General features: G+C 63.7%; 22 protein-coding genes. 19 read left to right on the plus strand and 3 right to left on the minus strand.

The genetic code is table 11. The annotated features are described in order from the left end of the window. The first annotated feature begins 3 nt into the window (after positions 1–3). Positions 4–1,545: a SpoVR family protein gene (locus J2Y63_RS02695; RefSeq protein WP_435264801.1), complete on the plus strand. Its 1,542-nt coding sequence runs from the start codon at positions 4–6 to the stop codon at positions 1,543–1,545. A gap of 1 nt (position 1,546) precedes the next feature. On the opposite strand, the gene J2Y63_RS02700 is transcribed toward J2Y63_RS02695, so the two are convergent. Next, a complete protein-coding gene (locus J2Y63_RS02700) occupies positions 1,547–2,296 on the minus strand; it encodes an SDR family oxidoreductase (RefSeq protein ID WP_435264802.1) in 750 nt (249 codons plus the stop codon). A 111-nt stretch (positions 2,297–2,407) separates the two neighbouring features. Between J2Y63_RS02700 and J2Y63_RS02705 the strand changes: the two genes are divergently transcribed. The 4 genes from J2Y63_RS02705 to J2Y63_RS02720 all read left to right on the plus strand — a co-directional run bounded on the left by J2Y63_RS02705 (position 2,408) and on the right by J2Y63_RS02720 (position 6,502). Beyond that, positions 2,408–3,313 carry a LysR substrate-binding domain-containing protein gene (locus J2Y63_RS02705; protein ID WP_435264803.1) on the plus strand — a complete coding sequence of 302 codons (906 nt, stop codon included), beginning with the start codon at positions 2,408–2,410 and terminating at the stop codon, positions 3,311–3,313. A 296-nt stretch (positions 3,314–3,609) separates the two neighbouring features. Then, on the plus strand, positions 3,610–4,377 hold the full coding sequence (locus J2Y63_RS02710; RefSeq protein WP_435264804.1) for an alpha/beta fold hydrolase: 768 nt from the start codon (positions 3,610–3,612) through the stop codon (positions 4,375–4,377). Between the two features lie 175 nt (positions 4,378–4,552). Beyond that, entirely contained in the window at positions 4,553–5,461 is a 909-nt protein-coding gene (gene ppk2, locus J2Y63_RS02715; RefSeq protein ID WP_435264805.1) for a polyphosphate kinase 2, read from the plus strand. Between the two features lie 33 nt (positions 5,462–5,494). Beyond that, a complete protein-coding gene (locus tag J2Y63_RS02720; RefSeq protein WP_435264806.1) occupies positions 5,495–6,502 on the plus strand; it encodes a CorA family divalent cation transporter in 1,008 nt (335 codons plus the stop codon). Positions 6,503–6,526: 24 nt separating this feature from the next. Here J2Y63_RS02720 and J2Y63_RS02725 read toward each other — a convergent pair whose 3' ends face one another. After that, the gene (locus tag J2Y63_RS02725; RefSeq protein ID WP_256114694.1) at positions 6,527–6,835 is read right to left on the minus strand and encodes a ribbon-helix-helix domain-containing protein; all 309 of its coding nucleotides are present in this window, start codon (positions 6,833–6,835) and stop codon (positions 6,527–6,529) included. A gap of 213 nt (positions 6,836–7,048) precedes the next feature. On the opposite strand from J2Y63_RS02725, the gene J2Y63_RS02730 reads away from it, so the two are divergent. The 4 genes from J2Y63_RS02730 to J2Y63_RS02745 all read left to right on the plus strand — a co-directional run bounded on the left by J2Y63_RS02730 (position 7,049) and on the right by J2Y63_RS02745 (position 10,187). Further along, positions 7,049–7,444, plus strand: a complete 396-nt coding sequence (locus tag J2Y63_RS02730) for a VOC family protein (RefSeq protein ID WP_435264807.1) — start codon at positions 7,049–7,051, stop codon at positions 7,442–7,444. 57 nt (positions 7,445–7,501) lie between these two features. Further along, positions 7,502–8,032, plus strand: coding sequence for a gluconate 2-dehydrogenase subunit 3 family protein (locus J2Y63_RS02735; RefSeq protein ID WP_435264808.1), 531 nt, complete (start codon positions 7,502–7,504; stop codon positions 8,030–8,032). A 77-nt stretch (positions 8,033–8,109) separates the two neighbouring features. Continuing rightward, on the plus strand, positions 8,110–9,681 hold the full coding sequence (locus J2Y63_RS02740; RefSeq protein ID WP_256114690.1) for a GMC family oxidoreductase: 1,572 nt from the start codon (positions 8,110–8,112) through the stop codon (positions 9,679–9,681). Between the two features lie 131 nt (positions 9,682–9,812). Continuing rightward, a complete protein-coding gene (locus tag J2Y63_RS02745; RefSeq protein WP_435264809.1) occupies positions 9,813–10,187 on the plus strand; it encodes a c-type cytochrome in 375 nt (124 codons plus the stop codon). Between the two features lie 48 nt (positions 10,188–10,235). Here J2Y63_RS02745 and J2Y63_RS02750 read toward each other — a convergent pair whose 3' ends face one another. Next, complete coding sequence (locus tag J2Y63_RS02750; RefSeq protein ID WP_435264810.1) at positions 10,236–10,946, minus strand: GntR family transcriptional regulator; 711 nt, start codon at positions 10,944–10,946, stop codon at positions 10,236–10,238. A 151-nt stretch (positions 10,947–11,097) separates the two neighbouring features. On the opposite strand from J2Y63_RS02750, the gene J2Y63_RS02755 reads away from it, so the two are divergent. From J2Y63_RS02755 to J2Y63_RS02800, 10 genes are all read left to right on the plus strand, one after another. Next, positions 11,098–12,090, plus strand: coding sequence for a substrate-binding domain-containing protein (locus tag J2Y63_RS02755; RefSeq protein ID WP_435264811.1), 993 nt, complete (start codon positions 11,098–11,100; stop codon positions 12,088–12,090). Positions 12,091–12,168: 78 nt separating this feature from the next. After that, entirely contained in the window at positions 12,169–13,668 is a 1,500-nt protein-coding gene (locus tag J2Y63_RS02760) for a sugar ABC transporter ATP-binding protein (RefSeq protein WP_435264812.1), read from the plus strand. Between the two features lie 2 nt (positions 13,669–13,670). Next, complete coding sequence (locus J2Y63_RS02765; RefSeq protein WP_435264813.1) at positions 13,671–14,660, plus strand: ABC transporter permease; 990 nt, start codon at positions 13,671–13,673, stop codon at positions 14,658–14,660. A gap of 38 nt (positions 14,661–14,698) precedes the next feature. Next, on the plus strand, positions 14,699–15,691 hold the full coding sequence (locus J2Y63_RS02770) for an NAD(P)-dependent alcohol dehydrogenase (protein ID WP_435264814.1): 993 nt from the start codon (positions 14,699–14,701) through the stop codon (positions 15,689–15,691). Continuing rightward, positions 15,688–16,617, plus strand: a complete 930-nt coding sequence (locus J2Y63_RS02775) for an SMP-30/gluconolactonase/LRE family protein (protein WP_435264815.1) — start codon at positions 15,688–15,690, stop codon at positions 16,615–16,617. Before J2Y63_RS02770 ends, J2Y63_RS02775 begins: the two co-directional genes overlap by 4 nt. Continuing rightward, positions 16,614–17,399: an SDR family NAD(P)-dependent oxidoreductase gene (locus tag J2Y63_RS02780; protein ID WP_435264816.1), complete on the plus strand. Its 786-nt coding sequence runs from the start codon at positions 16,614–16,616 to the stop codon at positions 17,397–17,399. The genes J2Y63_RS02775 and J2Y63_RS02780 overlap by 4 nt, the downstream gene beginning before the upstream one ends. A gap of 13 nt (positions 17,400–17,412) precedes the next feature. Next, a complete protein-coding gene (locus J2Y63_RS02785; protein WP_435264817.1) occupies positions 17,413–18,609 on the plus strand; it encodes an AGE family epimerase/isomerase in 1,197 nt (398 codons plus the stop codon). A gap of 98 nt (positions 18,610–18,707) precedes the next feature. Then, positions 18,708–19,688, plus strand: a complete 981-nt coding sequence (locus J2Y63_RS02790; protein WP_435264818.1) for a sugar ABC transporter substrate-binding protein — start codon at positions 18,708–18,710, stop codon at positions 19,686–19,688. Between the two features lie 61 nt (positions 19,689–19,749). Further along, complete coding sequence (locus J2Y63_RS02795; protein WP_435264819.1) at positions 19,750–20,721, plus strand: ABC transporter permease; 972 nt, start codon at positions 19,750–19,752, stop codon at positions 20,719–20,721. Positions 20,722–20,725: 4 nt separating this feature from the next. Beyond that, entirely contained in the window at positions 20,726–21,481 is a 756-nt protein-coding gene (locus tag J2Y63_RS02800; RefSeq protein WP_435264820.1) for an ATP-binding cassette domain-containing protein, read from the plus strand. Position 21,482 lies beyond the last annotated feature (1 nt).

Consider the following 21,482-nt stretch of genomic DNA (forward strand, 5'->3'; position numbering starts at 1 on the left):
CGGATGGCAAAAGAGCCGGCTTCCACCCTGCTGTTCGAAGGTTCCGAATGGAACTTCACCACGCTTTCGCGCGCCTATGAAGCGATCAAGGAAATCGCCATCGGCGAGATGGGGCTCGACGTCTATCCCAACCAGATCGAGGTCATCTCCTCCGAGCAGATGCTCGACGCCTATTCCTCGGTCGGCATGCCGCTGATGTACCAGCACTGGTCGTTCGGCAAGCGCTTCGTCTTCGAAAACGAGCTCTACCGCAAGGGCAGGCGCGGGCTCGCCTATGAACTGGTGATCAATTCCAATCCCTGCATCACCTATCTGATGGATGAAAACACCATGCCGATGCAGGCGCTGGTGACCGCGCATGCCTCTTTCGGCCACAACCATTTCTTCAAGAACAACTACCTGTTCCGGCAGTGGACGGATGCCGGCGCGATCCTCGGCTATATGGACTTCGCCAAGAAATACATCGCCAAATGCGAGGAGCGGCACGGCCTTGCCGCCGTGGAGGAAATCCTCGATTCGGCGCATGCCCTGATGGACCAGGGCGTCTTCCACTATCGCCGTCCGCCGCGGCTTTCATCGGAAAAGGTCAGGGAGCGGGCGCGCGAGCGGCTGGAATATGAGGAGCAGACCTATAGCGACCTGTGGCGCACGCTGCCGACGGCCACCGGCAGCGTCGGCGTGGAGGAGGCCGAGCGCGAGGCCGGCGAGCGCAAGAAGGTGCTGAACCTTCCCGAAGAGAACCTGCTCTATTTCCTGGAGAAGCACAGCATCATCCTGGAACCCTGGCAAAGGGAGATCCTCCGGATCGTTCGCGTCATCGCCCAGTATTTCTATCCGCAAGGCCAGACCAAGGTGATGAACGAAGGGTGCGCGACTTATGTGCACTATACGATCATCAACCGGCTGTTCGATCAGGGCCGGATGAGCGAGGGCGCCATGCTGGAACTGCTGGCAAGCCACGCCAATGTCGTCTTCCAGCCGAACTTCGACGATCCCCGTTTTTCCGGCATCAACCCATATGCGCTCGGCTTCGCGATGATGCAGGATATCGAGCGCATCTGCACGGCGCCGACGGCGGAGGATCGCGACTGGTTTCCCAACATCGCCGGCAATGGCGACTGCATGGGCACGCTGAAGGATGCGTGGGAGAACCACCGTGACGAATCCTTCATCCTGCAATATCTGAGCCCGGCGCTGATCCGGAAATTCCGCCTGTTCCAGCTTTCCGATCGCTCCGCCGACACGTTTTGCGAAGTCGCCTCCATCCATGACGAACGGGGCTATTCCGCCGTGCGCGCCGGCCTTGCGCGCAACTATGATCCCGGCGCGAACCGCCCGGATATCCAGGTCATCGATGTCGACCTGCTCGGCGACCGGCAGCTTCGCCTGCGCCACCGCATCAAGAACGGCATTCTGCTCGACGAAGGCCGGCGCGACGCGACGCTGACCCATATTCGCCGGCTTTGGGGCTATGACGTCAGCCTCGCCGGCGTCGATGATGCGACCGACCGGGTCGTCTACGAGTGCTCCTCGAAGGTGTCGTGACTCACAGCGTTCCCATGCCGCCGTCGATCATGATCTCGCTGCCGATGGTGTAGGCGGCCTCATCGGAGGCGAGGAAGACCACGGCCTTGGCGATCTCCGAAGGCGTGCCGAAGCGGCCGGCCGGGACCAGGCCCTTGATGCTATCGGCAACGTTCTTGAGGTCGGCCTCGTTGAAGCCGAGCTTGCCGTAGAGCGGCGTCGAGATCGGGCCGGGGCTGACGGCGTTGACACGGATGCCGCGACCGATCAACTCGCCTGACAGCGTGCGGATAAACGATTGCAGCGCGGCCTTCGAGGCGGCGTAGACGCTGGAATTCGGCATGCCGATATGGGCGTTGACCGAGGTGTTGAGCACGATCGACGCCGGGTTGGCGAAGATCGGCAGCAGCGCCTGCACCAGGAAATACGGGCCTTTGACATTGATGTCGAAGACGCGGTCGAAAGCGGCTTCATCCCAGGCGTCGACGGGCTTCAGCAGCGCGACGCCGGCATTGACGAAGAGGATATCGAGGCCGCCGAAGGCCTCCTTGATGGTTGCCGCAACCTGCTTTTGGCCGTCGACATCGGCGGCGTCCGCCCGGATCACCAGCGCGCCGTCGCCAAGTTCCTTGCGGGCGGCCTCCAGCGTTTCCGGATTGGTGCCGGTGACGGCGACGCGCGCGCCTTCCGCCAGGAATTGCCGCGCCGTTTCCAGCCCGATGCCACTGGTGCCGCCGGTGATGAGGGCGCGTTTGCCGTTGAGCCTATCCATGATCGTTGTTCCTTCGAGGAATGTTGCTGTTTGCTGAAGACGAATATGGCGCAGGCCGCGCGTTCGCACTACAATGCCAAAGGCAGATCTATTTTCCGGAAAAACCGAACGATGAAACTCGACGGCATAACAAGTTTCGTGGCGGTCGCCGAAGCGGGCTCGATCAGCGAGGCGGCGCGCACGCTGCGGCTTTCGAAATCGGTGGTGAGCGAAAGGCTGGCGGAGCTGGAGCGTAGCCTTGGCGCAACGCTGCTCCACCGCACCACGCGGCGGATGTCGGTAACGGAGGATGGCGCCGCCTTCTTCGAACGCGCCACGCGCATCCTCAGGGAAGTGTCGGAAGCGGCGAGCGATCTTGCCGAACGGCGCGGCACGCTTGCCGGCCCGATGCGGATTTCTGCGCCCGTCACCTTCGGCCGCCTGCATCTCGGGCCGGCGCTCTTTCCATTCCTGGCCGCCAATCCGAAAATCGAAATGTCGCTCGATCTCGACGACCGCCGGGTCGATATCGCTTCGGGTGCCTATGACGGCGTGCTGCGCCACGGGACGATCGATGATTCCCGCCTGATGGTGTGGCGGCTCGCGCCAAGTCGCCGCGTGCTGGTCGCCTCCGGCGATTATCTCGCCAGCCATGGCATACCGGCGACGACAGCCGAACTCGACGGGCACAAGGGCGTCTTCTACACGAACCGCGGCGTGGCGGACTGGCGCTTCGCGACGGCTGACGGCATCGAGATCGTCCGCGCGCGGGTCGGCTTGCGGGTCAACAATGGCGACATGCTGCGCGACGCGGCGGTCGCCGGGCTCGGAATTGCGCTGCTGCCGCTGTTCATTGCCGGGCCGGATATTCGCGCCGGCAACCTGAAGCTCATCGATGTCGGCGTGCGGCCGAGCCCGGAATTCATCTACCTCGCGCATCCCGAAGGACGCCGCTCGTCGGTCAAGCTTCGCGCGCTCGCGGACCATCTCAAGGCCGCCTTTGGCGATCCGCCCTATTGGGAGGAAGGGGCGGGCTGACACGTCGCCAGATTGTTCGGTAAATCCGGAAGCGAGATCCGCTGTTGGTTGGCTAATGCGAACGACGGTTTGGTGATAGTCATGCTTCACCAACGGGCTGAAAGCGGCGGTCGATCGGACTGCCTTCCCGCTAGGTGGGAGACCAAAATGTTGAAAACCATCCTTGCCTTGGGACTGCTCGCCTTCGCCGCGCCTGCCGACGCCGAGGTCCCGACTTTCCGGCCTCCTTCAAGACGCAGGAGATCACCACCAACGGCGCAACCATCCATGTCCGTGTCGGCGGCGCGGGGCCGGCCGTGGTCCTGCTGCATGGTTACGGCGAGACCGGCGACATGTGGGCGCCGATGGCGGCCGATCTTGCCCGCGACCACACTGTCATCGTGCCGGACCTGCGCGGCCTCGGCCTTTCCTCCAAACCGGAAAGCGGCTTCGACAAGAAGACCCAGGCCGGCGACGTCGCTGGCGTGCTCGATGCGCTGAAGATCGAGAACATCGATCTTGTGACGCACGATATCGGCAACATGGTGGGCTTCGCCTTCGCCGCCGCGCATCCCGAGCGGACGAAACGCTTCGTGCTGATCGATGCGCCCGTACCCGGTGTTGGCCCGTGGGAAGAGATCCTGAAGAACCCGCTGCTCTGGCATTTCCGTTTCGGCGGACCGGACATGGAGCGCCTCGTCGCCGGCCGTGAACGCATCTATCTCGATCGTTTCTGGAACGAGTTCTCGGCAACGCCCGCCCGCTTTACCGAGACGTCGCGCGAGCACTATGCCAAGCTCTACGCCCTGCCGGGCGCGATGCATTCGGGCTTTGCGCAGTTCGCGGCTTTCGACCAGGATGCGGCCGACAACCGGGCCTTCCTGGCTGCCGGCGGCAAGCTGACGATGCCGGTGCTGGCGATCGGCGGCGAGAAGTCCTTCGGGCCGATGATGGCGACCGTGATACGGGCCGCCGCCAGCGACGTGACCGAGGGGGTGGTGCCGGATTCTGGCCACTGGATCATGGAGGAAAACCCGGAAGCCACGACGAAAATGGTCCGGGCATTTCTCGACAAGGCAAACTGATCCTGGCCGGAAAGTGACCCGTCCTTTCGACCTCCGCCCGGCCGGGCGGGGGTTTTGCGGCGCACTGTCACAAAAACATCATGCGGGCTTCCTAATAAGTTCTGGTGGCGGGATAAGACCGGTCGATCGACTGGCTTGGTGACCTGCCGCGCGTCCGGGCAAATGGATTCCGATCATGTTCGAAAACGATCATCTGAGCCGCATCAAGGCAGAAATCGCCGACAGCTTCGACGAGGAGCTGGAAATGCAGATGGAAGAGGAGCAGCTGGACGCGCTCGTCTCCGAGGGCATGTCCGAACCCGCGCCGCAGACGATCGAGCGGCGCATCTATTTCCGCGAGTTGTTTCGTCTCCAGCATGAGCTGGTGAAGCTGCAGGACTGGGTGCAGCACAACAAGCTGAAGGTCGTCGTGCTGTTCGAGGGCCGCGATTCCGCCGGCAAGGGCGGTGCCATCAAGCGCGTGACCCAGCGCCTCAACCCGCGCGTCTGCCGCGTCGTGGCGCTGCCGGCGCCCACCGAGCGCGAGCGCAACCAGTGGTATTTCCAGCGCTACGCGGCCCATCTACCGAGCGCCGGTGAAATGGTGCTGTTCGACCGCTCCTGGTACAACCGCGCCGGCGTCGAGCGCGTCATGGGCTTCTGCAACGCCGAAGAGCTTGAAGAGTTCTTCCGCTCGGTGCCGGAATTCGAGCGCATGCTGGTGCGCTCCGGCATCATCCTCATCAAATACTGGTTCTCCATCACCGACGATGAGCAGGAATTCCGCTTCCGCATGCGCATCCACGATCCGCTGAAGCAGTGGAAGCTTTCGCCGATGGACCTGGAAAGCCGCGTCCACTGGGAGGATTACACCAAGGCCAAGGAAGAGATGCTGGAGCGCACCCACATCCCCGAGGCCCCCTGGTGGATCGTCGAGGCGGTGGACAAGAAGAAGGCGCGGCTGAACTGCATCGCCCATCTCCTCACGCAGGTTCCCTATCAGGACGTGCCGAAGGCCCCGATAGAGCTGCCGGAACGCGTGCGCAACGACAACTACATCCGCCATTCCCCGCCGGACGACATGTATGTGCCGGAGGTCTACTGACATACCGGCAAGGACACGGATGGAGCATTTTATTTGAATCTCCTCCCTGAGATGGACAAGGAGCACCCGCCGGGCCTCATCGGCGCCTGGCGGGCGCGTCCCGGCGAACGGGTGGTGCCGCTTGCGCCCCAGGAGATCGGTCCGGCGCTTGGCGCGGAAGACGGCTGGGTCTGGCTGCATGTCGACCTGGTCGATCAGCGTATGCAGGGCTGGCTTGCCGGACATTGCCCCTTGCCCGCGGCCGCGCGCGCCATCCTCGACGGACATGACGAAAGCCTGGTGCTCGGCCAGGAGGCCGGCACACTTCATGGCGTCGTCGCCGATATGCAGATGGGCATGGACCGCATGTCGACCACGATCGGCCGCATGCATTTCGCGCTCACCGACCGGCTGCTCGTCACCGGCCGGCGGCATCCGCTGGAGGCAGTGGACCGGGTGCGGCGATCCTTTGCCGAAGGTTTTTCGCCCGCAACGGCCTGCGAGCTTTTCGAGGGCATCGTCGCGGCCTTCTGCAAGAACACCAACCTGCGGCTCAACGAGGCGACCCGGCTGCTTGACGCGGTGGAAGACCGCATCGTCACGGAGCGGCTGAGCGACGAGCGCCGCAGCCTCAAGGAAGTCCGCCGGCTGGCGGTGTCGCTGCATCGCCCGGTCGCCGGCATGGTGGCGCTGTTCGAGGAGGAGGACCGCGAGGACTGGGCGCTCTCCGAGGCGACCCATGCCGTGCTGCACCGGCTTTCGCTGCGGCTGGAACGGCTCGACCGCGAAATCGTCATGGTCAACGACCGAGCCCGCCTGCTCCAGGAAGAAATGGCGGCGGAACTGGCCGACGAATCGAACCGCAGCCTTCGGGCGATGGCGGTGATGAGCGCGCTGCTGCTGCCCGGCACGCTGGTCGTCGGCGTGTTCGGCATGAACACGGCCGGATTGCCGTTCAGCGTGGGCGAATCCGGATTCGGCTGGGCGATGGCGCTCGGCGTCGGCGCCACCGCGCTGTTCTACTGGCTGCTGCGCCGTGCCGGCATCAGCCTGCGGTTCTGATCGTTACGTCTTGCCTTATTTGGCCTATTCGGCGGCGACGATGTGGAATTCCCGCGCGCCGTCGCATTTCTTCGCGCCACCCATGATGTAGATGAGACAGCTCGTGCGCAGCAGCGAGGCGAAATTCGACACGGAACCGTTGATTTCCAGCGCCTCGTCATAGAGCGTCGAGAGGAAGCGGGATGTCGACTGACCCTGGCCTATGGCCATCTCGTCGATCAAGTCCCAGAAGGCCGCTTCGATCTGGATGCTCGTCGAATGGCCGCCGATCCGCACCGAGCGGTTGACAGGCCGATAGCGTTGCGGGTCCTGGCCCGCAAAGACCTCACACATGGTTTATCCTCCAGTCTTGTTTTTATACAGGCGATTATGCGGCGGCCCTTGAATTTGGTCAAATCATCCTGTGTCGCGATAAAACAAGAAAAATCCTTCGCTTAAAACTCCAGAAATGAAAAACGACGTGCGGTAATGGGCTGCTACCCACGGCCGTGATTCCGGGCGCAATCTTCCCTCCACAAGTCGAACTGCAAGCAGGGGAAGGGCAGCGTGGCAAAGTCCATTCATTCGATGATCCGCGTTCTGGATGAAGACCGGTCCGTGGATTTCTACGACAAGGCCTTCGGGCTCGCGGTTGCCGACAGGCTCGACTTCGAGACCTTCACGCTTGTCTACATGAGCAATGCCGAAAGCGAATTCGAACTCGAACTGACGATCAACAAGGGCCGCACCGAAGCCTACAATCTCGGCGACGGCTATGGCCATCTCGCCGTGTCGGTTTCCGACCTCGATGGCGAGCATGCGCGTATCTCCGCGCTCGGCTTCACCACCGGCAAGATCGTCGAGTTCAATCGCGACGGCGGCCTGCTTGCCCGCTTCTTCTTCGTGACGGACCCGGACGGCTACAAGATCGAGGTCTTGCAGCGAGGCGGCCGCTACAAATGAACGGGCTGGCGGCCGGGGGAGGGCCGCCGGTCTCAAACGCAATGGGAGGAACCTGACATGACGACGATCTACGAGCAGCGCCCGGGACTTTCCCGCCGCGAGCTTTTGAAGCGCGGCACGATCGGCGCGGCGCTCATCATCTCCGGCAGGGCGGTGATCAGCCCCGACAAGGCCTGGGGCATGGAGACGACGGCGCTGAAGCCGGAAACGATGGCGACGCTGATCAAGCTCGCCCGCGATATCTATCCGCACGATACGGTCGCCGACCGCTTTTACGCCATCGCGGTCAAGGGCCACGACACCAAGGCCGGCACGGACGCCGCGCACAAGGAGCTGATCGAGGTGGGCATTGCGGATCTCGACAAGCGGGCGGGCGAGGGCGGCTATCGCGGCCTCGGCTGGGAGGATGACCGCGTGAAGATCCTGCACGACATCGAGAGCACGCCCTTCTTCCAGGCGGTGCGCGGCGACCTCGTCGTCTCCTTCTATAACCAGAAGGAGCTCTGGCCGCATTTCGGCTACGAGGGCGAATCCTATTCCAAGGGCGGTTACATCGCCCGCGGCTTCGACGACATCGAATGGCTTTGACGGCGGTCTGACGGAACGCGCCGGAGGAGGCGCGACCGCGGCTTTAACGCCGACCGCACATGTTTCGGGAGGAAACCATGGCAGCTCCTTATGATCTCAACGACGACAGCGTGGTCGTCATCATCGGCTCGGGTGCCGGCGGCGGCACGCTGGGCAATGAATTGGCGCAGAAGGGCATCGACGTCGTCGTGCTCGAAGCCGGTGCGCGTATCGAACACGAAGACTTCATCAACGACGAGTGGGACAGCTTTTCCCAGCTCGCCTGGCTCGACCACCGCACGACGGGCGGCGGCTGGCGCGTCTCGAAGGATTTTCCCAACCTTCCCGCCTGGATCGTCAAGGCCGTCGGCGGCACCACGACGCACTGGGCCGGCGCTTCGCTGCGCTTCCAGGAGCACGAGTTCAAGACACTCACCAACTACGGCAAGGTCGAGGGCGCCAACCTGCTCGACTGGCCGGTGACGCTCGCCGAACTGGAACCCTACTACGCCAAGGCCGAAGACAAGATGGGCGTGACCCGCACCAACGGCATCGAGGGCTTGCCCGGCAACAACAACTTCAAGATCCTGAAAGCCGGCGCCGACAAGCTCGGCTACAAGGAATGCCACACCGGCAACATGGCGATCAACTCGGCCGACCGCGACGACCGCATGAGCTGTCAGCAGACCGGCTTCTGCTTCCAGGGCTGTAAATGGGGCGCCAAATGGTCGACGCTCTACACGGAAATCCCGAAGGGCGAGGCGACCGGCCGACTGGAGGTGCGGCCCAATTCCCATGTCGTCAAGATCGAGCATGACGACAGCGGCAAGGTGACGGCCGTGGTCTATGCCGACAAGGACGGCAAGCTGCAAAGCCAGAAGGCGCGCATCATCTGCGTCGCAGGCAACTCCATCGAAAGCCCGCGCCTCTTGCTCAATTCCGCATCGAGCAAATATCCGGACGGGCTTGCCAACTCCTCCGGCCAGGTCGGCAAGAACTACATGCGCCACACGACGGGCTCGGTCTATGCCGTGTTCGAAAAGCCGGTGCATTTCTACCGTGGCACCACCATGGCCGGCATCGTTCGCGACGAGGCGAAACACGATCCGTCGCGCGGCTTCGTCGGCGGCTACGAGCTGGAGACGCTGGCGCTCGGTGTGCCCTTCATGGCGGCCTTCCTCGATCCCGGCGGCTGGGGCCGTCCCTTCGCCTCGGCCATGGACAGCTATGCCAACATGGCGGGCCTCTGGATCGTCGGCGAGGACATGCCGCAGGAACAGAATGCCGTGAAGCTGCATGGCGAGCTGAAGGACAAATACGGCATGCCGATCCCGGATGTCTGGTTCACCGACCATCCGAACGACGTCGCCATGCGCAACCACGCCTACAAGCAGGGCGAGGCGCTCTATGCGGCGGTCGGCGCGACACGCAGCTTCCCGACGCCGCCCTATCCCTCGACGCACAATCTCGGCACCAACCGCATGAGCGAGAAGGCGCAGGACGGTGTCGTCAACAAATGGGGCCAGACGCACGACATCAAGAACCTGTTCGTCTCGGACGGCAGCCAGTTCACCACGGGGGCGGCGGAAAACCCGACGCTGACCATCGTCACGCTCGCCATCCGCCAGGCCGACTATATCGCCAAGGAGATGGGGGCCGGCTCGATCTGAGGTTTACCGCGATCCTCCCCGGTCGCCTCCGGGCGGCCGGTGATCGCGTGCGGCTCCATCGAGCCGTGCCACCTCTGGCCGGCTTCGGCCGGCCACCTTTTGACGTCCTTCGACGCGGAGCCTATCGCTGCATGAGAATAATCGCCGTCCTCGCGGGCCTCGCCTTGCCCTTCGCCGCACATGCCGCGGAAGGATCCGCGGAAGCGGGCGCCCTGGTCTTCAAGAAATGCACCGCCTGCCACAGCGCCGACAAGCCGATGAACAAGGTCGGCCCGCATCTCGTCGGCATCGTCGATCGCACCGCCGCCTCGCTTGCCGACTACGGCAAGTATTCCGACGCGATGAAGGAAGCCGCGGCCAGAGGCCTGAAATGGGACGAGGCAACGCTCGCCACCTATCTCGCCGGCCCCAGGAAGATGATCCCCAAGACACGCATGGCCTTCACCGGCCTGAAAGCCGGTGACGCGGCCGACGTCATCGCCTATCTCAAATCCCTTGAGCCGTAGCTGCCGGCAGCGGCGCAGGCATCGCGAAAACGGCCAGCCGGGAAAGTCTCATGACTGTCCTGCGGGCGGCGGGTCTTCGGCTTTTGCTTCGTTCTGCTCGAAATAGGGCGCGAACAGCCTTCCAAGTTCGCTGAGGTCCAGCATGACGCGCCGCAGGTGCAACTGCATGATCTCGCGGGCTTTTTCCGTGTCGCGGGCCATCACCGCCTCCAGCACGCCCTGGTGATCTTGCACAAGCTGGTCGAGCTGGCCGGCCTGGACGGACAGGCGCCGCACACGGTCCATGTGTTTCTTGGCGTCGGAGATGAAGCTCCAGACGCCTTCGCGGCCGGCCAGGCTGCAATAAAGCGCGTGCATGCGTTCATCGCATTCGAAGAAGAGGTCGGGATTGTCCTCGATGATGGCCAGTTCCTGTTCCTCGATGGCCTGGCGGATGCCGAGCAGGATGCGCCGGTTCGATTGCTGGGCGGCTTCCGCGACGATGGCCAGCTCCAGCTGCTCGCGCACGAACTGCGCCGTGCGCACGGCATCCATGCGGATGGGGGCGACCACGACGCCTGCCCGCGAACGCAGATCCACCAGCCCTTCCGCACTCAGCCGCGATAGCGCCTCGCGCACGGGCGTGCGGCTGACGCCCAAGAGGTCGGCCAGCGCATGTTCGCCGACCGGCTCGTTCGGCTTCAGCTCCAGCCCGATTATCTTTCGCGAGAGCGTGCGGTAGCAATGCTCCGCCGCCGAGATTTTCGTGTCACGCGCCATTCCGTCCCCGTCTTTTGTTTTCTTGCATGCAAATTTCCCTGCGCCGCACGATAGCCTGAAAAATCTGGATTTTCCACTCATACATAGGTCGATGCTTGACCGCCTCAAAAATCTTGCATACAAGAATGCAAAGACATCTGGGAGGATATCGATGACCAATCGTATTAGGCTACGGCCCGCTGCTTTGCGGGTTTTTGCTTCTGCCGCACTCGCGGTTCTCATGGCCGGCGCGGCCGGCGCGCAGGAACGGACGATCGGCGCGCTCTATCTCGACGCGCAGGGTTTTTATGGCGGGATCAAAAAGGGTATCGAGGCGGGTGCAGGCGATTCAAGCGTTCGCCTGCTCGGGCAGAACAGCCAGGGCGATGCCGCCAAGGAGGCGCAGTTCGCCTCCACACTGATCGCCTCGAAGGTCAGCGCGATCATCATGTCGCCGGTTTCCGCGACGGCTTCCGTGCCGGTGGTCAAGCAGGCCTCCGAGGCCGGCATTCCGGTCATCTGCTACAACACCTGCGTCAACGACGAGGACGCCAAGAAATACGTCAAGGCGCTGGTCACCACCGACCAGTTCAAGCTCGGTTATGATGTTGGCCTCGTCGCCGGCGATTATTTCAAGGGCAAGGGCATCGACAAGCCGCGCTTTGGCATCCTGAACTGCGACGTCTACGAGGCCTGTGTGCAGCGCAAGGCCGGCTTCAAGAAGGCGGTCGAGGAGACGGTGCCGGGCGTCGAATGGGCGGCCGACCAGGCCGGTTTCGAGCCGGGCAAGTCGACGGAGACCGCGACGACCATGCTGACCGGCGACACGGCGATCAACGCCATGTTCGCCACCACCGACAATGGCACGATCGGCGCCATCCAGGGCATCATGGCTTCGGGCCGCCAGGGTCAGGCCGTCGTCTTCGGCAACGATATCAGCGTGCAGCTCGCACAGTACCTGATCAATGCGCCGGAAACCCTGATCGCCACGAACGGCCAGCAGCCGCAGCAGATGGGCAAGGACTCTGTCGCCATGGCGCTGAAGGCCATCAAGGGCGAGGCGATCGACACCTATCTCACCATCGTGCCGACCGAGATGTTCCTGTCATCCGATCCCGACAAGGTGAAGGCCTGGCTGGAAGCCCGGCCCGACGGTATCCCCTGAGACGCCATAGGCGCCTCGGACTGAGGGTCGCTGCCTGGGTTGCGGCCTTCCTTTTCCAACCTGAACGGCATGGCTTCCATGACTGAACCGCTCGTCCAGATGCGTGGCATATCGAAGGCGTATCCCGGCGTCGTCGCACTTCGCGACGTGGATTTCGCGATCGGCCGCGGCGAGGTCCGCGCGCTGCTCGGCAAGAACGGCGCCGGAAAATCGACGCTGGTGAAGATCCTTGCCGGCGTCGAGCGGCCGGACGAGGGGTCGATCCTAATGGATGGCGCACCCGTCTCCTTGCGCACGCCAATGGACGGCATCAAGGCCGGCATCGCCACTGTGCATCAGGAGCTGAGCGTCGTTCCCGAACTTTCGATTGCGGAAAACGTCTTTCTGGGGCGTTGGCCGAAGCGCGGCGGCGGTATCGACTGGCGGGCGATGGAGCGCGAGGCGCATGCGGCGCTAGAGGTGCTCGGCCTCGATCTCGATCCGCGCCAGCCCGTTGCGCGCATATCCGTGGCGCAGCGCCAGCTGGTCGAGATCGCGCGGGCCCTGCGCCAGGGCGCACGGCTGCTGATCCTCGACGAGCCGACGAGTTCGCTGGTCGCCCAGGAGGCGGAAACGCTGATCCGGGTCGTGCGCCGGCTCGCGGAGCAGGGTACGAGCGTCATCTATATTTCGCACCGCATGGACGAGATCCGGCGGGTGGCCCATTCCCTCACCATCATGCGTGACGGCCGTCACATCGCGACGACAGCCGTCGGCGATGTGACGAACCGCCAGATCGTCGAGATGCTGCTGGGCAGTACACAGGCCGAGGGCGAGGCGGTACGCTCCGCCCCCGCCAAACGCAGCCCGCTGCTCTCGATCCGCGGCCTCCAGGTCGCTCCGCGCATCCAGGATGCGAGCTTCGAGATCCGTGCCGGCGAGGTGCTCGGCATTGCCGGCGTGCTGGGCTCGGGGCGCACGGAGCTTTTGCAGGCGATTGCCGGACTTCGGACCATAGACAGCGGCTCGATGACGCTCTCCGGCAGCGATTTCAGACCGGCGAGCCTGCGCGATGCGCGGGCGAACGGGATCTTCATGACGCCGGAGGATCGTCGCGGCGAGGGTGCCGTGATGATGCTCGGCATCGACGAAAACCTCGTCATGGCGAGCTGGGGTTCGGTTTCGCGCGGCGGGGTGATCGACCGGGCGGCGATGCGCGAGAAAGTCGCCGCCTCGATCCGCGCGCTCGGCATCAAGCTCACTCATCCAAGCGAGCCGCTCGGCAATCTCAGCGGCGGCAACCAGCAAAAGGTCGTCATCGGCAAGGCGCTGAATGCCGCGCCGCGCATCCTGCTGCTCGACGAGCCGACACGCGGCGTCGATATCGGCGCCAAGCGCCAGATCTACCAGCTGACGCGCAAGGCCGCGGAGGAAGGGCTCGCCGTGGTCTTCGTTTCCGGCGAGATCGAGGAATTCTGCGAGGTCTGCGACCGCGTGCTCATCCTGCGCGGCGGCAGCATCACGGCGGAGGTGGAAGGCGAGGCGATCCGCACGGAGACGCTGAGCGAGCTGACCACCGGCGAACAGGGAGTGCATTGAGAATGGCCGAGACCCGATCCAAACTCTACCAGAAGTTCGACCTGCGCCACTTCCTGAGCGGCCGCGCCAACGAGATCGGATTGCTGGCCGCAATCCTTCTGCTCTACGCCTTCCTCGCGGCCTTCGCCTCCAATTTCATGACGCTGCCGAACCAGCTCAACATTCTGCGCGACGCCGCTTTTGTCGGCATCATCGCCTGGGGCATGACGCTGGTTCTGATTAGCGGCGAGATCGACATTTCCGTCGGCCCGCATGTCGCCTTTGCCGGCGTGCTGCTGGCGTCGCTGGCGCAATCCGGCGTGCCTCTGCCCGTTGCCGCATTGGTGGTCATCATTCTTGGCGCATTGATCGGCTGCTTCACGGGTTTCCTGCGCGCCTTTTTCGACGTGCCGAGCTTCATCGTCACGCTGGCGTTGTGGCTCGGTTTGCGCGGCACCGCGCAAGTCATGTCGGATGCCGTGCCCATCGTCATCATGGATTTCAGCTTCCAGCGTTTTGGCGCGGGCTCCTTGCTCGGCATTCCGACGCCCGCAATCATCATGCTGGTGCTGTTTGCCGTCTTCAGCTTCGTCGCCACGCGCACCGTGTTCGGCCGCAGCGTTTACGCGGTCGGCGGCAATGCGGAGGCTGCGCGCCTCTCGGCCATCCCGGTTGCGCGCATCCGCATTCTCGTCTTCGCCATTACCGGCGCGCTGGCAGCCCTGACGGGCATCCTGATGGCAAGCCGTCTCGGCTCGGGCAACAGCGGCGCGGCCTCGGGCCTGGAATTCGACATTATCGCCGCGGTCGTGGTGGGCGGCACCAGCCTGTTCGGCGGCCCCGGCACGATGCTCGGCACGCTCTTCGGCGTGATCTTCATCGCCGCCCTCGTCAACGGCCTCGTGCTGCTCGGCGTCGATCCCTTCGCGCAGGGCATTGTGCGCGGCGTCGTCATCCTTGTCGCCGTCATGGTCAACATCATCAGCATCAAGCGCATGCGGGGGCGGATGTGAACGCGCTCTTCCCAAAACCCAACCGGGCGGCCGTACTCATGGCACCTAACGTGGTCGAGATGCAGGACTGGCCGGAGCCGGTCGCAGGCCCGAACGACGTGCTGGTGGAGATCGCCGCCGTCGGCGTCTGCGGCTCGGACGTTCACTATTTCCGCCATGGCCGCATCGGCAATCTCGTCTGCGATCGCCCGATCGTGCTCGGGCACGAAGCAGCCGGCACCGTGGTCGCCACAGGGGTCGAGGTGCGGCATCTGAAGCCGGGCAACCGCGTGACGCTGGAGCCACAGCGCCCTTGCGGCCATTGCGCGCAATGCTGGTCCGGCGCCTACAATCTCTGCCCCGACGTCGTCTTCATGGCGACGCCGCCTTATCACGGTGCCTTCGCCCGCCGCGTGGTCAATCCGGCCGATTTCACTTTCGCGATCCCGGATAGCCTATCCTTCGAAGAGGCGGCGCTGATCGAGCCGCTCGCCGTCGGCCTCTGGGCGACGGAGCGCCTCGCCATGAAGCCCGGCAGCTCCGTGCTGATCATCGGCGCCGGCCCGATCGGCCTGCTGGCCGGGCAAGCGGCGGCGGCACGGGGCGCCACGCGCATCATCCTCTCCGACATCAACCCGGCGCGCATCGGCCTCGTCAGCCGTTTCCCTCGTTTCGAAGCGCATGATGCGGCGGCCGATCCGCTCTACGGGACGATCGCCGAGGTGGACAGCGTCATCGAATGCAGCGGGGCACCGAATGCTGTCACACGCGCCCTGCCACGCATCCGCCGGCGCGGCGGTCTCGCGCTTGTCGGCATCAACCCGACGGGCGCTTCCTCGGTCGATTTCTGGCCGGCCATGGAGCGGGAACTGTCGATCCATGGCGTCTTCCGCTATGCCGGCGTCTATCCGCGGGCGATCGAACTGGCGGCAAGCGGGCTGGTGGACCTGCAATCGGTCATCACGCACCGCTTCAGCCTGGAAGAGACGGCAGCCGCGCTGACGAATGCCAGCGAAGACATGTCGTCGATCAAATCCGTGGTGCTGCCGTGAGTTATGCGGTTTCCCTTATTTTCGATGCGAAGGACATTGTCGGCGAGAGCATCATCTGGTCGAAAGGCGAGAAGGCGCTGTACTGGGTCGACATCGTCGGAAAGCGCATCCACCGGCTGGAGCCGGCAAACATGCGCCACGACACCTGGCCGACACCTGATTTCGTGACATCGATCGGCCTGCGGGCGGATGGCGGTTTCATCATCGGCCTGCGCCGCACCGTCTGCCTTTGGACGCCTGGCGGCACCTTCGAGGAGTTCGCCATGCCGGAACCGGACCTGCCGGAGAACCGGCTGAACGAAGGCCGCGTTGCGCCGGACGGCTCGTTCTGGGTCGCGACCATGCAAAGCAATCTCCTCGCGGACGGCACACCGAAGGACATGGACCGCAAGTCCGGCGCCGTTTATCGCATCGCTCCGGATGCGCAGGTCTCGCGGCTGACGCCGAACGAATACGGCATCACCAACACGATGGGTTGGACGCGGGATAACCGCTTCTTCTTCGCCGATACGCTGGCGAATGAAATCTACCTGTTCGACTACGACCAGGCTACGCAGCGGATCGGCAACCGGCGGACCATCGTTGCCGGATTCGCACGTGGCTTGCCAGACGGCTCCTGCCTCGACGCGAACGACAACCTCTGGAACTGCCGTGTCGCTGGCGGTGCGGCGGTCGCAGGCTTCGACGGCGAGGGGCGCCCCATCGGCCTGATCGAGCTGCCGGCAAGCTGGCCGACGAGTTGCACCTTCGGCGGTGAGCATCTTTCCACGCTCTACGTTACCTCTGCTCGCTTCACCATGACGGACGCCCATCTCGCAGCGCATCCGCTGGAGGGCGGGCTCTTTGCGGTCGAGGGGGTAGGGCAGGGCGTTGCCGAGCCGCGGTTCGGCGCGGTCGCAGATACATATCGGGAGACAACAGGATGACGGAATTCAACGGCAAAAGCATCGTCGTGACCGGCGGCAGCCTCGGCATGGGCCGCGCCTGTGCCGAGCGTTTTGCGGCGGGCGGCGGCAAAGTGATGATCGTGGCGAACGACAAAGCCTCAGTCGATGAGGCGGTTGCCGCGATCGGCGCCAATGCTGCGGGTTTCGTCGGCGATGTGCGCAACGAGACCGACATGCGGGCGGCGGTCGCGGCCGCGGTGTCGCAACACGGCGGCGTCGATGTGCTCGCCTGCTGCGCTGGCATCCAGCGTTACGGCACGGTGGTCGATACGCCGGTGGACGTCTGGGACGACGTGCTCGACATCAACCTCAAGGGCATCTTCCTCGCCGCGAAATTCGCCATTCCCGAGATGAAGAAACGCGGCGGTGGCGCAATCGTCGCAATCTCCTCCGTACAGGCCTATGCCTCGCAGACCGGCGTCGCCGCATATACGGCGAGCAAGGGCGCGATCAACGCGCTGGTGCGCGCCATGGCGCTCGACCACGCGGACGACAACATCACCGTCAACGCCGTCTGCCCCGCTTCCATCGACACACCGATGCTGCGCTGGGCGGCCGATCTCTGGAAGGGCGAGGGTACGGCAGAGGCGACGCTCGACGCCTGGGGCCGGGGCCATCCGCTCGGCCGCGTCGGCAAGGCGTCCGAAGTTGCCGAACTGGTTGCCTTCCTCGCCAGCGACAAGGCCCGCTTCATCACGGGCGCCGACGTCAAGATCGACGGCGGCGTTCTCTCCAAGCTCGGCATCATCATCCCAGATTGACCGGAGGCCCGTCATGAAGCCGTTTCCCGATTTCCGCTCGAAGACGTTCCTACTCGGCCACATGCGCGAGATCATGGATTTCTACCATCCGATCTGCCTGAACATGGAAGACGGCGGCTACTACAACGAATACCGCGACGACGGCTTCATCACGGATCGCAAGACACAGCACCTCGTCTCCACCACCCGCTTCATCTTCAACTACGCGACGGCGGCGATCCTGTTCAAGCGCCAGGATTTCGCGGAGGCCGCGGCGCACGGCGTCAAATATCTCGACGAGGTCCACTGCGACCCGGAGCACGGTGGTTATTTCTGGCTGATGCACGGGCGCGACGTGGTGGACACGACGAAACATTGTTACGGCCACGCCTTCGTCCTGCTCGCCTATGCCTCGGCCATGAAGGCCGGCATTGCCGGCATGGCGGAAAGGGTCTCGGAAACCTGGAACCTGCTTGAACGCCGCTTCTGGGAGCCGGAACGCGAACTCTACAAGGATGAGATCAGCCGCGACTGGCAGACGGTCTCGCGCTATCGCGGCCAGAATGCCAATATGCACATGACCGAGGCGATGCTGGCGGCTTACGAAGCGACCGGCGAGGCGCGTTATCTCGACCGCGCCGAAACGCTGGCCCGGCGCATCTGCGTGGAACTTGCCGCCACCGCGCAGAGTGTCGTCTGGGAGCACTATGGCGAGGACTGGTCAGTCGACTGGGATTACAACAAGGACGATCCCAAACACCTTTTCCGCCCCTATGGCTACCTGCCGGGCCACATGACGGAATGGACGAAGCTGCTGCTGATCCTCGAGCGCTATCGCGCGCGCGACTGGATCCTGCCGCAGGCGATCTTGCTTTACGAAACGGCTCTGGCGAAAAGCGCCGATCTCGAATTCGGCGGCATGCATTACAGCTACGGCCCGGACGGCGAGCTGTACGATCTCGACAAATACCATTGGGTTCATTGCGAGACGGTGGCGGCTGCCGCCGGCCTTGCCGAACGCACGGGCCAGGAGCGCTACTGGCAGGATTACGACCGGCTCTGGCGCTACAGCTGGCGGCATCTGGTCGATCACGATTACGGCTGCTGGTTCCGCATCCTCTCTCCTGATGGCGTCAAGCAGAGCGACATCAAGAGCCCGCCGGGCAAGACCGACTATCACCCCTTCGGTGCCTGCTACGAAATCCTCCGCGTGCTGGGGGAGGCGCGCTAGCGCGCGATCAGCCTACGCAACGGCCTGCCGCGCCGCGCGCTCCGCAGCAGGCATTACCCCGAGAGCGCCTCGTGAAGAAAACCTGGGAGGGAATTGAAATGATGAAGAGATCGCTGGCCGCACTGGCCCTTGGCGTGGCGTGTTTGGCGGCGGGTTCTGCGGTGGCGCAGGAGAAGCCGAAATTCGTGTATCTCACCCAGACGGGTATCGACAACAGCTTCTGGCAGTCGATCAAGAAGGGCATGGACGATGCCTGCGCCCAGTTCGAGGCGGAGTGCCAGCTCATCTTCACCACGCCGAACGGCGACTTGCAAAAGCACCTGCAGAACCTCGACACCGTCGTCGAACAGGGCGTGGACGGCATCGTCACCGTCATCGTCAATGACGACCTCTATGACGAAACGATCAAGAAGGCGGTCGACAAGGGCATTCCGGTCATCACCGCCAATGTCGATGACAGCCAGGGGGCCGCCGGCAATGCGCGCAACGCCTTCGTCGGGCAGGACCTTTTCGAGGCCGGCTACGTGCTGATGAAGGGGCTCTATGCAAAAATCCCGGCGGACCAGCCGGTGCATGCGCTGCTCGGCCTGTCGCGGCCGGGCGAAAGCTGGGCGGAGGCGCGCATTGGCGGCGCCAAGAAGTTTTTGGACGAGGTGAAGGCCGCCGAGCCGAACCGGCAGATCGGCTATGAGGTGATCGACAGTTCCAACGATATCTCGGTCACCGCCTCGCGCATCTGCCAATATGTGCAAGGCAAGCCCGAAACCAACGCCTATGTCGATGCCGGCTTCTGGGGCGCGGGGGCTGGCGAATGCCTGCGTGACCTCGGCATCAAGCCCGGCCAGTTGCACATGGCGACCTTCGACCTGGTGCCCGTCGTGCTCGACGAGATGAAGAAGGGTTATGTCGATATCACCATCGACCAGCAGCCCTACTACCAAGGTTACCTGCCGATACTCCAACTCGCCATGATGAAGAAGTTCGGCCTCAGCGCCTTCGACGTCAACACCGGTAAGGCCGTGGTGGAGCCGAAGGACCTGGAGCAGGTGGAAAAGTTCATGTCGATGGGCGTGCGCTGAGCCAGTCCTTTTCCTGCCCTCCCGTCCTTTGGGTGGGAGGCCCTTTTCGAGGCCAGAGAGTATGAAACCAAGTGTCCGCAACCTGATGGCGCGGCCGGAAATGGCAGCGCTGCTGATCTTCTTCGCGCTGCTCGTCGTGTTCAGCGTGTTGAACGACCGGTTCTTCACGACCGGAAACATGACCGTCTATCTGCAACCGATCCCGGAAATCGCGATCGTCGCGATGGGCATCACAATCCTGATCATCGCCGGCGAGTTCGACCTCTCCGTCGGCTCCGTCTTCGGTCTGTCGCCGATGGTGACGGTGCTTTTGATGCAGAACGGCTGGCCAACGGCGGCAGCGATCCTGGTCGGTCTCCTGATCGCTGCGCTGATCGGCTTCGGCAACGGCCTGATCACGCTGAAACTCAAGATACCGTCCTTCATCGCGACGCTCGGCATGCTGTTCATGGCGCGAAGCCTCGCGGTCGTGCTGGCCGGCGGCTTTCCGCCGATCTTCCCGCGCGAACTCAACGTGTCTTGGCTGGTCGGGCGGCTCGATCTTGGGCTCGTCACGCCGCGTGTCTCGCTGCTCTATATGATCGCGATTGCGTTGGTGCTGGGCTTCGTGCTGCGGCGCATGGATTTCGGCCACTGGATTTTTGCGACCGGAGGTCATCCGCAGGCGGCGCGCGACATGGGCATCAAGACCGAGCGGGTGAAGATGGCCTGCTTCATGCTTTGTGCCACGCTCGCCGGCTTTGCCGGCATCATCCAGAGTTTTCGCGTCAAGGTGATCGTACCGAACCTCGGCACGGGCCTCGAAATGCAGGCGATTGCCGCGGCCGTCATTGGCGGTGTGGCTCTCACCGGTGGGGTCGGCTCCATCCTGGGCGCGGTCGTCGGCACACTGCTGATCGCGATGATCGAGAACATCCTCATCCTCAGCGGCGTCAACGCCAACTGGTTCATGTTCGCCGTCGGCGCCATGATCGTGGTGGCGGTCGTCCTCAACACGCAGACCCGGCTGAAAGCCGAAGGCATGAAGGGGTAAGGCCATGAGCACTCCCGTCAATCCGGCCGAAGAGCCGATCATCAAATGCGTCGGCCTGCAAAAATGGTATGGCGCGGTGCATGCCCTGAAGAATGTCGATTTCCATGCCGCGCGCGGCGAGGTGATCGGCCTCGTCGGGGACAACGGCGCCGGCAAGTCGACGCTGATCAAGATCCTGTCGGGCGTTCACACGCAGGACAAGGGCGAAATCTTCATCGAGGGCCGAAGCGTTTCCATCACCGGCCCGGAAGTTGCGATGGGCCTCGGCATCGAGACTATCTACCAATACACGGCCATGGTGCCGGAAATGTCGATCGCGCAGAACTTCTTCATCGGCCGCGAGCAGCTGAAATTCGGCCGTCCCGGCTTCGGCATCGTCGATCGGGAGAAGATTGCGCACGAGGCCATGGAGGGGCTGCGCGGCGTGGGCCTGCATCTGCGCGGCGCCGACACGCCGGTCAAGGCGCTGTCCGGCGGTCAGCGTCAGGGGGTCGCGATTGCGCGGGCAATGCACTTCCGCTCGAAGGTGCTGATCCTTGACGAGCCGACCAACCACCTCTCGGTCAAGGAGACCAACAAGGTGCTGGATCATGTCGTGGAGCTCAAAGGCCTCGGCGTCACCTCGATCTTCATCAGCCACAACCTGCACCACATCCACCCGATTTCCGACCGCATCGTCGCCATGGCGCGGGGCGAGAAGATTGCCGATCCGCCCGCCAGCGAGATCAGCGTCGACGAGATGACCCGGATGATCAGCTAGC

The organism is Shinella sp. BE166 (assembly GCF_051201095.1).
Lineage (GTDB): Bacteria > Pseudomonadota > Alphaproteobacteria > Rhizobiales > Rhizobiaceae > Shinella > Shinella lacus.

What these genes read in the sequence shown, in the direction of transcription:
- J2Y63_RS02785 (WP_435264817.1), top strand. Translation starts at nt 17,413, where the DNA reads ATGAAGCCGTTTCCCGATTTCCGCTCGAAGACGTTCCTACTCGGCCAC.
- J2Y63_RS02795 (WP_435264819.1), top strand. Translation starts at nt 19,750, where the DNA reads ATGAAACCAAGTGTCCGCAACCTGATGGCGCGGCCGGAAATGGCAGCG.
- J2Y63_RS02755 (WP_435264811.1), top strand. Translation starts at nt 11,098, where the DNA reads ATGACCAATCGTATTAGGCTACGGCCCGCTGCTTTGCGGGTTTTTGCT.
- J2Y63_RS02770 (WP_435264814.1), top strand. Translation starts at nt 14,699, where the DNA reads ATGGCACCTAACGTGGTCGAGATGCAGGACTGGCCGGAGCCGGTCGCA.
- J2Y63_RS02705 (WP_435264803.1), top strand. Translation starts at nt 2,408, where the DNA reads ATGAAACTCGACGGCATAACAAGTTTCGTGGCGGTCGCCGAAGCGGGC.
- J2Y63_RS02750 (WP_435264810.1), bottom strand. Translation starts at nt 10,946, where the DNA reads ATGGCGCGTGACACGAAAATCTCGGCGGCGGAGCATTGCTACCGCACG.
- ppk2 (WP_435264805.1), top strand. Translation starts at nt 4,553, where the DNA reads ATGTTCGAAAACGATCATCTGAGCCGCATCAAGGCAGAAATCGCCGAC.
- J2Y63_RS02800 (WP_435264820.1), top strand. Translation starts at nt 20,726, where the DNA reads ATGAGCACTCCCGTCAATCCGGCCGAAGAGCCGATCATCAAATGCGTC.
- J2Y63_RS02725 (WP_256114694.1), bottom strand. Translation starts at nt 6,835, where the DNA reads ATGTGTGAGGTCTTTGCGGGCCAGGACCCGCAACGCTATCGGCCTGTC.
- J2Y63_RS02700 (WP_435264802.1), bottom strand. Translation starts at nt 2,296, where the DNA reads ATGGATAGGCTCAACGGCAAACGCGCCCTCATCACCGGCGGCACCAGT.
- J2Y63_RS02735 (WP_435264808.1), top strand. Translation starts at nt 7,502, where the DNA reads ATGACGACGATCTACGAGCAGCGCCCGGGACTTTCCCGCCGCGAGCTT.
- J2Y63_RS02695 (WP_435264801.1), top strand. Translation starts at nt 4, where the DNA reads ATGGCAAAAGAGCCGGCTTCCACCCTGCTGTTCGAAGGTTCCGAATGG.
- J2Y63_RS02765 (WP_435264813.1), top strand. Translation starts at nt 13,671, where the DNA reads ATGGCCGAGACCCGATCCAAACTCTACCAGAAGTTCGACCTGCGCCAC.
- J2Y63_RS02790 (WP_435264818.1), top strand. Translation starts at nt 18,708, where the DNA reads ATGATGAAGAGATCGCTGGCCGCACTGGCCCTTGGCGTGGCGTGTTTG.
- J2Y63_RS02760 (WP_435264812.1), top strand. Translation starts at nt 12,169, where the DNA reads ATGACTGAACCGCTCGTCCAGATGCGTGGCATATCGAAGGCGTATCCC.
- J2Y63_RS02745 (WP_435264809.1), top strand. Translation starts at nt 9,813, where the DNA reads ATGAGAATAATCGCCGTCCTCGCGGGCCTCGCCTTGCCCTTCGCCGCA.
- J2Y63_RS02740 (WP_256114690.1), top strand. Translation starts at nt 8,110, where the DNA reads ATGGCAGCTCCTTATGATCTCAACGACGACAGCGTGGTCGTCATCATC.
- J2Y63_RS02780 (WP_435264816.1), top strand. Translation starts at nt 16,614, where the DNA reads ATGACGGAATTCAACGGCAAAAGCATCGTCGTGACCGGCGGCAGCCTC.